The following is a 13,535-nucleotide window of genomic DNA, read 5'->3' on the forward strand; positions in this document are numbered from 1 at the left end:
GGGTGTGGAAGGCGGCGGGCGACGGTGTCGAGGTCGCATCGCCCGCCGCCGGTCTGTGCTGGCCCGGTCTGTGCTGGCCGGCGAGGAGTGAGAGCGGTCAGCTGATCAGCCGCGGCGCTCCCGTGTTCGCGGCCGAGCCGGGCAGCCCGTGCGACTGGAGGATCTTCGCCAGCTGCCCGTTCGCCTTGATCGTGGCGATGAAGCCGTCGAGGGCCTTCAGCAGTGCCGGGTTGTCGAAGGAGATCGGGAAGGTGGTCTGCGGCGGCTGGAGGGAGGCGCCGATCACCGGGTCCGGCTTGGCGACCTTCACCTTCAGGTTCGGGGCGTTGAACGATCCGGAGCCGAAGCTGTCCATCGCGACCTGGAGGCGGCCGGCCTTGAGGTCCTGGTACATGTCGGTCGTCGACTTGTAGATCTTGAGGTCGTCGCCGAAGTAGGCCTTCGCCTCGCCGACCCAGAGGTCGCCGTCGACCGTGCCGACGGTCTTGCCCTTCAGCGCGGGCACGGTGTCGTAACCCTCCTTCGAGACCAGAGCCATCTGGTCGAGGTACACCGGCTCGGTCAGGCCGACGATCTTGGCGCGGGAGGCCGACCGCCACCAGGAGCCGGCGGCGACGTCCGAGCGTCCGGTCTGCACGGCGGGGATGACCGCGGCGGTCGCGACCGGGGTCGCGGTGACCGTCACGCACTCCTCCTTGGCGAACGCGTTGAGGATGTCGCCGTCGATCCCGCCGAGGGAGGTGCCCTGCGACGTGATGAACGGCGGGAGGGCGGACAGGGTGACGGTCAGCGTCCCCTTGGTGATGGTGCTGAACGTGTCCTTCGGCTTGCAGCCGGCGGCGACGCCGGTGCTGCCGGACGCCGAGCACCCGGTGAGGGCGGTGGCGAGGACGACGAGGGCTGCGGCTGTGACGACGCCGGCTGTGCGACTGCGGTGTGGCATGGTGCTGCTCCTTCAGGGGGTGGGGACCGGCGCGCGATGGGGCGCCAGGGCTTTCTCGACACGCGCGCTCAACCAGCTCGCCGGGATCGTGATGGCCGCGTAGAGGAGACCGGCCAGGGTGAGGATGCTTAGGTAGCGGAAGGTGGTGGAGCCGATGGAGTAGGCCTGCGACATCAGCTCCGGCACCGCGATCGTGTACGCGAGCGAGGTCGCCTGGAAGATCATGATCGAGAAGCCGACCAGCGGCGGGATCGCGATCCGGAGACCTTGCGGGATGACCACGTAGCGCAGCACGTCCAGCCGGCTGAGGCCGAGCGCGTCGGCCGCCTCCACCTCGGACTCGGGCACCGCCTGGAGGCCGCCCCGGATGATCTCGCTGGTGTAGGCGGCGGTGGTCAGGCCGAGCGCGATGACCGAGGCGGCGAACGAGCCGAAGGTGACGCCCACCGTCGGGAGGCCGAAGTAGACGAGCTGCAGCACGACCAGCGCGGGCGTGCCGCGGCCGATCTCCACGATGACGATGGTCGTCACCCGCAGCGCCCGGTTGCGCACGCCGGCGCCGAGCGCGAGCAGCAGGCCGGCCGGCAGCCCGACGGCCAGGATGGCGCCGGTGAGGCGCAGGCTCACCCCGAGGCCGCCGAGCAGCTGCGGCCAGAACTGGATCCAGTCCTGTACGAGATTCATCGTGCGACCCTCTTCCGGAGCGTGGTGTCGAGGCGCCGGGTCAGCCAGGCGCAGGGGATGGTCATGGCGATGTAGAGGCCGGCCGCCCAGAGGAACGGCACGATGCCGTCGGCTGTCTGGCTGGCGTCCTGGCCGGCGAAGAAGACGATGTCCTGCACGCCGATCACCGACGCGATGGAGGAGTCCTTGAGCAGCCCGATCGCGTAGGTCGCGGCGGCGGGGATGGACACCCGGAGCACCTGCGGCCCGATCACGGTGGCCAGGGTGGCCGAGCGGGACATCCCGAGGGCGTCGCTCGCCTCCCACTGGCCGTCGCTGATCGCGGTGAGGCCGCCGCGGTAGATCTCCGCCAGGTAGGCGGAGGTGACCACCCCGAAGGCGATGATCGCGGCGGTGAACGGGTCGAGCTTGATCGCGCCGCTGCCGATCCCGAAGTACAGGATGAACAGCCACACCAGCGGAGGGATGCCGCGGACGATCTCGATGACGGCGCGGGCGGCGAAGCGCAGCCACGCGAACCGCGAGCGGCGGGCGAGGACGAGCGGGACGCCGCCGACGGCGCCGATGGCGAACGAGCACACGGTCACCAGCAGCGTCATCTGGACGCCCTGGACGACGACGGCGAGGTGGTCCATGTCAGCGCTCCAGGACCGCGCGCAGGAACTGGCGGGTCCGCTCGGTGCCGGGCGCGGTGAACACCTGCTCCGGCTCGCCCTGCTCGAGGATGGCGCCCTTCGCCATCACGACGACCCGGTCGGAGACGTCGCGCGCGAACTGCATCTCGTGCGTGACGACGACCATCGTCATCCCGGACTTCGCGAGCTCCCGCATCACCGCCAGGACCTCGAGCCCGACCTCGGGGTCGAGCGCGGAGGTCGGCTCGTCGAAGAGCATGACGTGCGGGTCGAGCGCGAGCGCCCGGGCGATCGCGATGCGCTGCTGCTGGCCGCCCGAGCAGCGGCCGGGGAACTGGCCCGCCTTGTCGGCGAGGCCGACCCGCTCCAGCAGCGCCGTCGACCGGGCGTCGGCCTCGGCGCGGCTGCGGCCGAGCACCCGCTCCTGCGCCAGGCTGACGTTGCGCAGCACGGTCATGTGCGGGAACAGGTTGAACGACTGGAACACCATCCCGACATCGCGGCGCAGCGTCTGGAGTTGCTTGCGCTTGATCTCCGAGCCGGCGTCGATCTGCGTACCCTCTACGGTGACGCAGCCGCTGTCCGGCACCTCGAGGAGGTTGATGCAGCGCAGCAGCGTGCTCTTGCCCGCGCCGCTCGGGCCGATGATCGCGACGACCTCGCCCTCCCGGACGGAGAGCGACACGTCGTCGATGACGGTGTGCTCGCCGTAGCGTTTCACGACGGATCGCAACGATATGGCGATGCCGTCGCGGTGATCTGATTCCAGCATGTCGAACCCGTTCCTGGAGGCTGTGGAGACGAACGAGCGGGACGGTGTCCGATGCGGGTCCGGCCTCCGCGGCGATGCGGGGACGGCGTGCGGACACTGCGGCGTCGTTGTCGTGGATCGTTGTGGATCCAGGATGCGGCGGCGCCGCCGCATGCGCTACGGAACGAGCGCTGCCGTCGGTTGGGGCAGCACAAGGAGTGTTATCGCTGCCGGGCGCCCGGCGCCCGGGGAGGGCGGCTACGTCCGGTGAAGGGCCATGCCCTTCCGCGCAGTGGGTGCCTATCATGAGCCTGCAGGGGCGCCGGGGGGCGCCCTCAGGCGATCACGACGGAGGACCCGATGGCCTACCTCGAACGACAGACTCCGCTGCCCGACTTCTCCACCGACGCCGTCCATTCGGACGAAGTGCCCGAGCAGGAGAATGTGGTCTCCACGGGCACGCTTCCCGAGGTCGAACGAGTCCACGCACTCATCGAAACCGCCCACGAACGCTACCGCGGCCTGGACGACGGGAAGGTCGCCGACTACATCCCCTCCCTCGGTGAAGCCGACCCGGCCCTCTTCGGCATCAGCGTGTGCGGGGTCGGGGGCCAAACGACGAGCGTGGGCGACTCCACCCACCCCTTCTCGATCCAGTCGATCTCCAAGGTGTTCGTGTTCGCCCTGGTCTGTCATGAACTGGGGCACTCGGAGGTGTCGCGCCGCGTCGGCGTGAACAACACGGGCCTCCCGTTCAACTCGGTCATGGCCCTGGAACTGAGCGACGGCGACCCCAGGAATCCCCTCGTGAACGCGGGTGCGATCACGACGACGAGTCTGGCGCCCGGCTCGACGGCGGCAGAGAAGTGGGACTTCGTGCAACGGGGACTCTCCCGCTTCGCCGGGCGACGGCTGGAGCTCGACGAAAAGGTCTACGCATCGGAGTCGGCCACCAACCAGCGCAACATGGCGATCGCCCGGCTCCTGCAAAGTTATGGGCGTATGCACGTCGACCCGATTCAGGCGACCGACGTCTACACGAGACAGTGCTCACTCCTCGTGACCGCCGAGGACCTGGCGGTCATGGCCGCCACTCTCGCCAATGGAGGTGTCAACCCGATCACCCGGGAGAAGGTCATCGATGCCTCCGTCTGCCGTGACACGCTCGCCGTGATGGCGACGAGCGGACTCTACGAGTTCTCCGGCGACTGGCTGTTCGAAGTGGGCATCCCAGCGAAGAGCGGTGTCTCGGGCGGTATCGTCACGGTCGCACCGGGCAAAGGCGGCCTCGGAACCTTCTCACCGCGCCTCGACCCTGCCGGCAACAGCGTGCGGGGGCAGCGGGCGGCACGATTCCTCTCCCATTCGCTCGGGCTCGACATCTTCGCATCGACCCCAGGTGGCGCCTGATCCGCGAAGCGATGGAAGCGCTCGGGCTCCGCTGCGATGCGGTTCACGCGGCCGACAGGTCAGTCCGCGGCCGGCCGGCTGAGCGCCTCCACGTGCGCGACCAGCTGCCCCGCCACCGCCTCGAACGGTTCGATGCTGGACTGCGCGCGGCTGAGGATGACGCCGCCCTCACTGCCGGCGACGAGCAGTGCGGCCGCGCCGGGCGCCGCGTCGGCGGGGACGCCGCCCAGGGTCAGCAGTTCGGCGAGGAGGTCGGCCCAGCCGCGGAACACCGCGCCGGACCGCTGGAGCAGGTCGTCCGAGTCGGCGGCCACCGCCACGGCGACCGCCGAGCAGCCGATCGTGAAGTGCGACGCCAGCAGGAGCCGCCGCCAGGCCTCCAGGAAGGTCGAGGCGACCTCCACCGCCGTGCGGCCTCTGGCCGACTCGATGACGGCGAGGGACCGGCTGCGCTGGAAGTCCAGGGCCTGCGCGACCAGGCTCGCCTTGCCGCCGGGGAAGTGGTGGTAGATCGAGCCGCGCGGCGCTCCGGTGAGGGCGACCACCTCGGAGAACGAGGTCTCCTGGAGGCCCTTCTCGGCCAGTAGCCGGGCGGCGCCCTCGATCATGCGCGCCTTCGCGTCGGAGACCATCCGCGACCCTTTCTCGTCCGAACCCTTGACTATGACGACCATCATAATCGACACTGGACCCGCGACCCCGCAACCGAGGAGATGAGTCCCATGCCCATGATCGACGTCTACGCGACCGCCGGCACCTTCGCCGACCCGCACGCGCTCGCCGTGTCGCTCGCCGACACCCTCAAGGTGATCGAGCAGGTGCCCGACATCCCGCTGTTCCGCCGGAACACCGCCGCCTTCGTCCACGAGCTCCCGGAGGGCGCGCTGTCGAACGTCGACGGCGCGTCGGACTACGTCCGCGTGCAGGTGCTCACCAACGCCGGCGCGCTCGACCGGCCGAAGCAGCTCGCCGTCGTCGAGCAGTTCACCGCTATCGTCGCGGAGGCCGCGGGCGACCCGTCGCAGGCGGAACGCACCTGGGTGCTCCTGACCGAGGCCGTCGAGGGCGGCTGGGGACTGGGCGGCCACGCCAACACGAACGAGGAGCTCGTGCTCGCCGCCCGCGCGCAGATCGCCGAGCTGCAGGCGGCAGCGGCGGAGAGCTGAGCCCTCAGTCCTTCGTGAGGTCCGGGCCCTTGGTGAGGTCCTGGGCCAGCATCACCAGGATGCCGCTCGGCCCGCGCAGGTAGGTCAGCTTGTAGACATCCTGGTAGTTCGCCACGCCGCGCAGCGGGTGGCAGCCGTGCCCGGCCGCGATCGCGAGCGCCGCGTCGAGGTCGTCGACCTGGAACGCGACGCGGTGCATGCCGATCTCGTTCGGGAGGGTCGGCTCGGTCTCGATCGCGTCCGGGTGCAGGTACTCGAACAGCTCCAGCCGGCCCTCGCCGCCCGGCGTCCGCAGCAGCGCGATCTTCGCGTGGTTGCCGTCGAGGCCGACCGCGGTGTCCGCCCAGCCGCCGCTGATCGTGTCCCGGCCTTCGACGGTGAGGCCGAGGTCGGTGAAGAAGGCGATCGCCGCCTCCAGGTCGCGGACGGCGATGCCGACGTTCTCGAAGCGGATGGCCATGCCACGCATCGTACCGAGACGAAACTTCTCCTTCACCTGACGGTCGTCGAACCGTCACCCGGACCCCGGAGGGTTTCGGTCGTGGCAGCTCCCCCGGGCGACTGAGTGGCGCCGAGCGTCACCCTCACCCGAAGGCCCCAGATGAGTGCGAAGCCGCGCATCGTGTTCTCGACGTTCCGCTCGAGCACCGACCCCATGTTCGTCAGCTACGCGCGGTTCAACCGCGTGGTCGGCGCGTCCGCCCGTCGTGCGGCGTCGGCGCCGTCGCAGGTGATGATCCTGGGCGGCCTGCCGGCGACGGCCGGAGACTCGGACAGGGAGCCGGCGTCGGGGGAGACCGCGGCGGTCGTCGCTCCGGTCCCGGCGGCCGGCTCCGCGCTGTGCGGCGTCTGGCGCGTGCTGGCGTCCAACAACCGGGAGCTGGGCCGGAGCGCCCGCGCCTACAAGAGCTTCGACGCGGCCCGGTCGCACGTGCTGTCGCTCCGGGACGCCGTCGACGAGCTGGTCACCACCACCGTCAGCGGCGCAGCGCCCGGCACGCACGGCTGGTTCATGAGCCTGCGCGCGGTGCCGGTGATGACCTGCGGGCGCTGGTACGGCTCCGCGGCGTCGAGTTTCGAGGCCTCCCTCGCCCTGCGCGAGGCCCTGCGCGACGGCGAGCTCGACCCGGTCGCGCGCCCGGTGCTGCCGGTGCGCGGCGGCCAGGCCGCCGTGAGGGAGCTCATCTGGTGAGAGGGATCTGGTGGGCCCCGGCCCTCGTGGTGGTCGCGGTGGTGGCGGTGATCGCGGTGTGCGGAGCCGCAACGCCCGCGCCTCAGCACGGCTGGTCGCAGCCCCTCCCGGGGGACGCGGTGCCCCCGCAGGACACGGTCGTCCCCGAGGCCGATTCCGGCGGCACGGCACAGCCCGGCGGCACGGCACAGCCGAGCGGCACGGCGCAACCCGGCGGCACGGCCGCGCAGCAGAGCACGGCGACGAACGGGACGGCAGCCGCCTCGAGCGGCGCGGTGACGGCCCAGGACAGCGCCCCCACGTCCTCGGGCACCACCGCACCGGCCGGAGCCATCTCCGCCCGGGTGTCCCGCACCTGGTCGGCGTCCGTCTCCGCGCGCACCGGCATCCCCGAACGGGCGGTGCGCTCCTACGCGGGAGCGGCCCTGGCCGTCCAGCGCGACGACGCGGGCTGCCACCTCGGCTGGACGACGCTCGCGGGGCTGGGCGCGATCGAGTCGGGGCACGGCACGCACGGCGGCGCGAGGGTGGCGGAGGACGGCACGGCGCGGCCCGCGATCTTCGGCCCGGAGCTCGGCGACGGGACCCGCGCGATGGGCCCACTGCAGTTCATTCCCTCCACCTGGAGCCGCTGGGGCGCCGACGGCAGCGGGGACGGCGTCGCCGACCCGCAGAACCTGGACGACGCCGCGCTCGCCGCCGCCCACTACCTCTGCTCCTACGGGGATCTCGCCGGCGCCGCCGCCTGGCGGAAGGCGATCTTCGCGTACAACCACCTCGACAGCTACGTCGCCGAGGTCCTGGAACGCGCGGACGCGTATGCCGCTGCGGCCCGCTGAGCTCGCCGACGCCTTCCGGACCGGGGAGGTGCTAGGACGCGGCGGCTCCGCGACGGTCTACGCGGCGCGTCCCGTCGCCTGGCGACCGCCCGCCGGCTCGCGCTCGACGCCCATCGCCCTCAAGGTCCTGCACCCCGAGCTCGCCCGGACGCCCGGGGCGGCCGACGCGTTCTTCGCCGAGGCCCGGGCCCTGGAGCGGGTCGCGCACCCCAACGTGGTCCGCGTGCTCGGCTACGGGACCACGGGCGGCGCCGCGTGGATCGCTTTCGAGCGCGCGCCCGGCGTCAGCCTCGCGGCGCTCGTCGACGACCGCGGCGCGCTGCTCCCCGAGGAGGCCGCGGCCGTCACCGACGGCATCCTCCGCGGCCTCTCCGCGGTGCACGCGGCCGGGCTCGTCCACCGGGACCTGTCGCCCGCGAACGTCTTCGTCGCTGCCGGGGAGGACGGCGCCCTCACCGCGGCCGGCGTCCGCCTGATCGACTTCGGGCTGGCAGACGTGCCGGGGCGCACCGCGCTCGCCGCGGACGTCCTCCGCGCCGGGGACGCAGGCGACGACGAGGTCGGGGTGGTCGGGAGCGCCGGCTACCTCTCGACGGAGCACGCCCTCGGCCTGCCGGTGGACGAGCGCGGCGACCTCTATCAGGTGGCGGCGCTGCTGCACCTGATGGTCACCGGCCGGCCGCCGTTCCAGCGCGCGACCGCCGCGGAGCTGATGGAGGCGCACGCCGACGCCCCGCCACCCGTCCCGTCGGTACAGGACTCGGCGATCCCGTCCTACATCGATGGCCTCGTGCTCCGCGGGATGCAGAAGCAGCCGGAGCAGCGCTTCGCCTCCGCTGACGCCATGCGCGACGCGCTCGCGCGCAAGGCGGTCACGCTCCCCGTCCCGGTGCAGCGGGCGGCCTCCCCGCGGCGGCAACCGGGTGCGGCGGCCGCGCCGCTCGCCGCGTCGTCGCGCCTGGCGCTCTCCGCCGGCCCGGCCGCGGCCGGTCCCGCGTCGGGAGACCCGGGAACGTCCACCGCCGCGCCCGCCCCGCGCCGCGGCGCGCCCACCGCGCTGGTCGCGATCGCCGGCGCTCTGGTCGCCGCCATCGCGGTCGTCTGGCTGACCGGCGCGGTGCTCGCCCGTCCGGCTGTCGTGCCCCCGCCGCCGGCCGCGGAGGCGCCCGCGGCCTCGCCGGTCGTGCAGGCGACGCCCTCGCCGACGCCGACCACGGCGGTGGCGGAGGTCGCGGTGCCCGTGCTCGCCGGCCTGACCGAGGCCGCCGCCCAGGACCGGCTCCGCGCCGCCGGGCTGCGGCTCGGGACGGTCGGCAGGAGCGACGCGGCGTCGCCGGCCGGCACGGTCCTGGCCAGCGCACCCGCCCAGGGCGTCCGCGCGAAGCCGGGGAGCGCCGTCGACCTGACCGTCGCGTCCGGCTCGAACGGGGTCCCCGACACCCGGGGGATGGCGCTCGGCGACGCCCTGCGCGCGCTCTCCGCCGCCGGGTTCACCACATCGTCGCGCACCGTGTTCGACTCCACCGTCGCCGCGGGCACCGTCGTCGGCTCCGATCCGTCGCCCGCGGTGGTCGCCGGGGTCGGCAGTTCGGTCACCGTGCTCACCGCCGGCGCGGACCCGGGCGGAGCCCCGACGGCGACGCCCACGCCTGGGCCGACCGCGACCGCCACGGCCACGCCCGTCCCGACCCGGCCGCCGCCGACCTCCACGCCGCCGCCCAAGCCCTGACCGCGGCGTCGCACGTCGCGGACGTAGGACGCGAACCCGTACGACTCCGCGGCGATCCGGCTACTTCACACGTCCGTCGACTCCTGTTCACCTTCGCTGGCGAGCCTGACTCGACGGACGGAGACCCCCCGACCTCCGCCCCTGAGCCCTGCTGCAAGGACCAACATGCCCGAATCGAACGCCGTCGCCGAGCACCCGCCTCCCCGGACCCGGGTCCGCGACGACGAGATCGCGAACGACCCGAACCCGCAGCGCCGGAGTCTGCTCTCCCGCCCGGCGCTCTCCGACTCGGTGTTCAAGACCGTCAGCTTCACCGCGGGAGCGACGACCGTGGGGATCATGCTCGCGGTCGGGCTGTTCCTCTCCCTGCGCGCCACGGACGCGCTCAAGGTCGCGGGCTTCAGCTTCCTCACCGAGCAGCAGTGGTCGCCGGAGACCCACAAGTTCGGCATCGCCGCGGTGCTCTCCGGCACGGTCACCATCGCGCTGATCGCGATGTGCGTGTCCGTCCCGCTCGCCCTCGGCACGTCGCTGCTGATCTCGGAGATCGCACCGCCCAAGGTGAAGTCGGTGCTCATCACGCTCGTGGACCTGATGGCCGCCGTGCCGAGCGTCGTGTTCGGCCTGTGGGGCGTGTTCTTCCTGCAGGCCGCCGTCATCCCGGTCTCGCAGTGGATCTCGACGTACTTCTCCTGGATCCCGATCTTCGCCGTCACCGACGCCAGCGGCCACCCGCAGACGGACGCCAGCTCGTACACCTCGTCGGCGTTCATCGCCGGCCTCGTGGTGGCGATGATGGTGGTCCCCACCCAGACCTCGGTCATGCGCGAGGCGTTCTCGCAGGCGCCGCCCGGTGAGCGGGAGGGCGCCTACGCGCTGGGCTCCACGCGCTGGGGGATGATCCGCTCGGTCGTGCTCCCGTTCGGCCGTGGCGGCATCATCGGCGGCACCATGCTCGGCCTCGGCCGCGCGCTCGGCGAGACCATCGCCGTCTACATGATCATCTCGCCGATCTTCACCATCAACCTGCAGGTGCTGAAGTCGGGCTCGAACTCCGTCTCGGCGCTGATCGCCCTGCGCTACGGGGAGTCGTTCGACTTCGGCCTCTCCGCGCTGATGGCCGCCGGCCTGGTGCTGTTCCTGCTGACCCTCGTGGTCAACTTCACCGCGTCGTCCATCGTCGCCCGATCGCGGTCGGGAGCGCAGACCACATGACGACGCCGAGCGACATCACCATCGTCAACCCGCGCATCGACGCCGACACCGCCGCCGTCGCCGAACCGCCGGCGGAGGTGCTCCCAGCCGGGCCGCAGCCTCCCGCCGCGGGCCGGGCGCGCACGGTCATCCCGTCGGCCGAGGGCGTCGAGGTCGGCGAGAAGCGCCAGCTGCACGTCTCGACCGCGGAGGACCGGTTCAACCTCTGGGGCGCTCTCGCGGCCTCGGCCGCCCTCGCCCTGCTGCTGTTCGGCTGGTTCGCCCCGCTCACCGGCGGGGTCGGCTGGGCCGTGGTGGCCTACCTGGGCTTCGTCGGGCTGTACGCGCTGCTGGTGTCGCTGCGCTCCAGCCGTCAGGACGTGGCGGACCGGGTGATGACCGTCCTGCTGGTCAGCGCGGGCGTGCTGCTGTTCGCCGCGCTGGTCTTCGTCGTGCTGTTCGCGCTCGTCCGCGGCTGGTCGGCGCTGGCGCACGCGAACTTCTTCACCCAGACCATGCAGTTCGCCGGGCCGCTCGACCCGCTCTCGGTGGGCGGCATCCTGCACGCGATCGTCGGCACGCTCATCCAGATCTCGATCGCGCTGGCCATCACCATCCCGCTCGGGGTGGCGACGGCGGTGTTCCTCAACGAGATCGGCGGCCGGTTCGCCCGGTTCGTGCGCACCGTGGCGGACGCCATGACGGCGCTGCCCTCCATCGTCGCCGGCCTCTTCGTCTACTCGGCGATCATCACCCTCGTGACGCACCAGCGCTCGGGCTTCGCCGCGTCGCTGGCGATCACCGTGATGATGCTGCCGATCGTCATCCGGGCCTCCGACGTGGTGCTGCGCCTGGTCGCGGGCAACCTCCGCGAGGCCTCGTACGCGCTCGGCTCCAGCCGCTGGCGCACGGTCTGGCACATCGTGCTCCCCACGGCGCGCTCGGGCCTCGTCACCGCCGTCATCCTCGGCACCGCGCGCGGCATCGGCGAGACCTCGCCGGTGCTGCTCACCAGCGGCGTGACGGCGGTGCTGAACCTCAACCCGTTGAGCGGGCCGATGATCTCCCTGCCGCTGCAGGTGTTCGACTTCGTCAAGTCGCCGGAGCCGACCATGATCGCGCGCGGCTTCGGAACGGCCGCCGCCCTCATCCTCGTCGTGCTCGCCCTCTTCTTCACCGCGCGGCTCATCGGCGGCCGCGGGCCGGGACAGCTCTCGGACCGCCAGCGCAGGCGCGCGGCCGAGGCGTCCGCCCGCGACGCGCGCCGGATGACCGAGACCGCAGAACAGCGCTCGAACCCGACCCTTCAGGAGCCCCCAGCATGATGCGCCGCATCCGTCTCTCGATCCTCGCCGCGCTCTGCGTGCTCGCCACGCTGGCGGGCGTCGCCGGCTCGGAGCCGCTCGCGGCGTCCGCCGCGACCTGGACCCCGATCAGCGGCAGCGGCTCGACCTGGTCGCAGAACGCGCTCGACCAGTGGCGGCGCAACGTCGCCTCCAACTACGGCATGACGGTCAACTACTCCGGCACCGGATCGTCGGCCGGCCGGCGCGACTTCATCAATCAGACCGTCGACTTCGCGGTCAGCGAGATCCCGTTCCAGGCGCACCCGGAGGACGGGTCGGCGCCGGAGTCGCCGACCACCGGCTACGCGTACATGCCGATCGTCGCCGGCGGCACCTCGTTCATGTACAACCTGACGATCGGCGGCAAGCGCGTCACGAACCTGCGGCTCGGCGGCGAGACGGTCACCAAGATCTTCACCGGCGTCATCACCAACTGGAACGACCCGCAGATCCAGAAGGACAACCCGGGGCTCGCGATGCCGAACAAGGCGATCGTGCCGGTCACCCGGTCGGACGGCTCCGGATCGACGGCGCAGTTCACGCTCTGGATGTCCAAGCAGTACTCCTCGCTCTGGAACGCCTTCTGCGCCAAGGTCGGCCGGCCGGTGCCCTGCGGCCTCACCTCGCAGTACCCGTCCTACAGCGGCTTCAAGGCCCAGAGCGGATCGCTCGGCGTCGCGGGCTACGTGAGCCAGAACTACGGCGACGGCTCGATCAACTACGTCGAGTACTCCTACGCGCTCAAGTCCGGCTTCCCCGTCGCCAAGGTCCTCAACGCGGCCGGCTACTACATCGAGCCGACCGCGTCATCGGTGGCGGTCGCCCTGCTCAAGGCGCAGATCGACACCAACAAGGGCACGGCGAACTACCTCACCCAGATCCTCGACGGCGTCTACAACAACCCCGATCCGCGCACCTACCCGCTGTCCAGCTACTCGTACATGATCGTGCCGACGCAGGTGGCCGGCATCTTCACCGAGGCCAAGGGCAAGACGCTCAGCGCGTTCGCCAACTACTTCCTCTGCGAGGGCCAGCAACAGGCCGGGACGCTCGGCTACTCGCCGCTGCCGATGAACCTGGTGCTGGCGGGCTTCGACCAGATCAAGCTCATCCCCGGCGCGCAGGCGTCCAACGTGGACATCAACTCGTGCCACAACCCGACCTTCAAGCCGGGCGACTCCCCGAACAGCAACCAGCTCGCGGTGACGGCGCCGCAGCCCGCCGCGTGCGACAAGCAGGGCACCAGCCAGTGCAACACCGGAACGGCCGGCGCCGCGAACACGCCGACCGTCACCAGCGGCTCCGGCACCGGCGGCGCCTCCGCGGGCGCGTCGGGCGGCGGCTCGGGGGCGGCCGCCGCCGCGGGAGGTGCGGCCGCAGGCGCGGCGGACACCGCGGCGGGGGCGACGGCGGACGGCTCCGCCTCCGGCCTCGACGGCGCCTCCGCGACCGCGATCGGGGGCACGGGCGCCCGCGCGACGCCCTACGCGCTGGCCGACGACAGCTGGAGCAGCCGGCAGGTCGTGATGCTCCTGGCAGCCGTCCTGCTGCTCGCCGCCATCGTCCTGCCGCCCGTGCTGTTCCGCCGGCTGCGCCTGCCCGGACGCGCCTCGAAGGACTAAATCCGCTGCAACAACTGCGCGGGT

14 protein-coding genes are annotated in these 13,535 nt (G+C 72.1%); 8 read left to right on the top strand and 6 right to left on the bottom strand.

The window, feature by feature from the left end:
• Nucleotides 1–97 precede the first annotated feature (97 nt).
• Genes HNR13_RS05535 through HNR13_RS05550 form a run of 4 tightly spaced genes read right to left on the bottom strand, consistent with a single transcriptional unit; the run spans nt 98 to nt 3,034 of the window.
• Entirely contained in the window at nt 98–943 is an 846-nt protein-coding gene (locus HNR13_RS05535) for a substrate-binding periplasmic protein (RefSeq protein WP_179604836.1), read from the bottom strand.
• 12 nt (nt 944–955) lie between these two features.
• A complete protein-coding gene (locus HNR13_RS05540; protein WP_179604837.1) occupies nt 956–1,627 on the bottom strand; it encodes an amino acid ABC transporter permease in 672 nt (223 codons plus the stop codon).
• Nucleotides 1,624–2,262 (bottom strand): amino acid ABC transporter permease, encoded by a 639-nt coding sequence (locus HNR13_RS05545; RefSeq protein ID WP_179604838.1) that lies wholly within the window; start codon nt 2,260–2,262, stop codon nt 1,624–1,626. Before HNR13_RS05545 ends, HNR13_RS05540 begins: the two co-directional genes overlap by 4 nt.
• A gap of 1 nt (nt 2,263) precedes the next feature.
• Complete coding sequence (locus tag HNR13_RS05550; RefSeq protein ID WP_179604839.1) at nt 2,264–3,034, bottom strand: amino acid ABC transporter ATP-binding protein; 771 nt, start codon at nt 3,032–3,034, stop codon at nt 2,264–2,266.
• 339 nt (nt 3,035–3,373) lie between these two features.
• On the opposite strand from HNR13_RS05550, the gene glsA reads away from it, so the two are divergent.
• A complete protein-coding gene (glsA, locus tag HNR13_RS05555) occupies nt 3,374–4,423 on the top strand; it encodes a glutaminase A (RefSeq protein WP_179604840.1) in 1,050 nt (349 codons plus the stop codon).
• 59 nt (nt 4,424–4,482) lie between these two features.
• Here the strand turns inward: glsA and HNR13_RS05560 are convergent, their stop codons facing one another.
• Nucleotides 4,483–5,100, bottom strand: coding sequence for a TetR/AcrR family transcriptional regulator (locus HNR13_RS05560; RefSeq protein ID WP_218881172.1), 618 nt, complete (start codon nt 5,098–5,100; stop codon nt 4,483–4,485).
• A gap of 45 nt (nt 5,101–5,145) precedes the next feature.
• Between HNR13_RS05560 and HNR13_RS05565 the strand changes: the two genes are divergently transcribed.
• Nucleotides 5,146–5,589: a tautomerase family protein gene (locus HNR13_RS05565; protein WP_179604841.1), complete on the top strand. Its 444-nt coding sequence runs from the start codon at nt 5,146–5,148 to the stop codon at nt 5,587–5,589.
• A 4-nt stretch (nt 5,590–5,593) separates the two neighbouring features.
• On the opposite strand, the gene HNR13_RS05570 is transcribed toward HNR13_RS05565, so the two are convergent.
• Nucleotides 5,594–6,049: a VOC family protein gene (locus HNR13_RS05570; protein WP_179604842.1), complete on the bottom strand. Its 456-nt coding sequence runs from the start codon at nt 6,047–6,049 to the stop codon at nt 5,594–5,596.
• A 141-nt stretch (nt 6,050–6,190) separates the two neighbouring features.
• On the opposite strand from HNR13_RS05570, the gene HNR13_RS05575 reads away from it, so the two are divergent.
• The 6 genes from HNR13_RS05575 (at nt 6,191) to pstS (ending at nt 13,511) form a co-directional block, all read left to right on the top strand.
• Complete coding sequence (locus HNR13_RS05575; protein ID WP_179604843.1) at nt 6,191–6,781, top strand: hypothetical protein; 591 nt, start codon at nt 6,191–6,193, stop codon at nt 6,779–6,781.
• On the top strand, nt 6,778–7,620 hold the full coding sequence (locus tag HNR13_RS21990) for a lytic murein transglycosylase (protein WP_343063469.1): 843 nt from the start codon (nt 6,778–6,780) through the stop codon (nt 7,618–7,620). The genes HNR13_RS05575 and HNR13_RS21990 overlap by 4 nt, the downstream gene beginning before the upstream one ends.
• A complete protein-coding gene (locus tag HNR13_RS05585) occupies nt 7,601–9,349 on the top strand; it encodes a protein kinase domain-containing protein (protein ID WP_179604844.1) in 1,749 nt (582 codons plus the stop codon). The genes HNR13_RS21990 and HNR13_RS05585 overlap by 20 nt, the downstream gene beginning before the upstream one ends.
• Before the next feature lie 165 nt (nt 9,350–9,514).
• A complete protein-coding gene (gene pstC, locus HNR13_RS05590) occupies nt 9,515–10,564 on the top strand; it encodes a phosphate ABC transporter permease subunit PstC (protein ID WP_179604845.1) in 1,050 nt (349 codons plus the stop codon).
• Nucleotides 10,561–11,868, top strand: coding sequence for a phosphate ABC transporter permease PstA (pstA, locus tag HNR13_RS05595; protein WP_179604846.1), 1,308 nt, complete (start codon nt 10,561–10,563; stop codon nt 11,866–11,868). The genes pstC and pstA overlap by 4 nt, the downstream gene beginning before the upstream one ends.
• Nucleotides 11,865–13,511, top strand: coding sequence for a phosphate ABC transporter substrate-binding protein PstS (gene pstS, locus HNR13_RS05600; RefSeq protein WP_218881173.1), 1,647 nt, complete (start codon nt 11,865–11,867; stop codon nt 13,509–13,511). The genes pstA and pstS overlap by 4 nt, the downstream gene beginning before the upstream one ends.
• The last annotated feature ends 24 nt before the right edge of the window (nt 13,512–13,535 follow it).

Origin of the sequence: Leifsonia shinshuensis, from assembly GCF_013410375.1 — a bacterium.
Taxonomy (GTDB): domain Bacteria; phylum Actinomycetota; class Actinomycetes; order Actinomycetales; family Microbacteriaceae; genus Leifsonia; species Leifsonia shinshuensis.

Bases quoted from the DNA above. Each gene is read 5' to 3' on its own strand.
- HNR13_RS05535 (WP_179604836.1), bottom strand. From the start codon at position 943: ATGCCACACCGCAGTCGCACAGCCGGCGTCGTCACAGCCGCAGCCCTC.
- HNR13_RS05540 (WP_179604837.1), bottom strand. From the start codon at position 1,627: ATGAATCTCGTACAGGACTGGATCCAGTTCTGGCCGCAGCTGCTCGGC.
- HNR13_RS05545 (WP_179604838.1), bottom strand. From the start codon at position 2,262: ATGGACCACCTCGCCGTCGTCGTCCAGGGCGTCCAGATGACGCTGCTG.
- HNR13_RS05550 (WP_179604839.1), bottom strand. From the start codon at position 3,034: ATGCTGGAATCAGATCACCGCGACGGCATCGCCATATCGTTGCGATCC.
- glsA (WP_179604840.1), top strand. From the start codon at position 3,374: ATGGCCTACCTCGAACGACAGACTCCGCTGCCCGACTTCTCCACCGAC.
- HNR13_RS05560 (WP_218881172.1), bottom strand. From the start codon at position 5,100: ATGATGGTCGTCATAGTCAAGGGTTCGGACGAGAAAGGGTCGCGGATG.
- HNR13_RS05565 (WP_179604841.1), top strand. From the start codon at position 5,146: ATGCCCATGATCGACGTCTACGCGACCGCCGGCACCTTCGCCGACCCG.
- HNR13_RS05570 (WP_179604842.1), bottom strand. From the start codon at position 6,049: ATGGCCATCCGCTTCGAGAACGTCGGCATCGCCGTCCGCGACCTGGAG.
- HNR13_RS05575 (WP_179604843.1), top strand. From the start codon at position 6,191: ATGAGTGCGAAGCCGCGCATCGTGTTCTCGACGTTCCGCTCGAGCACC.
- HNR13_RS05585 (WP_179604844.1), top strand. From the start codon at position 7,601: ATGCCGCTGCGGCCCGCTGAGCTCGCCGACGCCTTCCGGACCGGGGAG.
- pstC (WP_179604845.1), top strand. From the start codon at position 9,515: ATGCCCGAATCGAACGCCGTCGCCGAGCACCCGCCTCCCCGGACCCGG.
- pstA (WP_179604846.1), top strand. From the start codon at position 10,561: ATGACGACGCCGAGCGACATCACCATCGTCAACCCGCGCATCGACGCC.
- pstS (WP_218881173.1), top strand. From the start codon at position 11,865: ATGATGCGCCGCATCCGTCTCTCGATCCTCGCCGCGCTCTGCGTGCTC.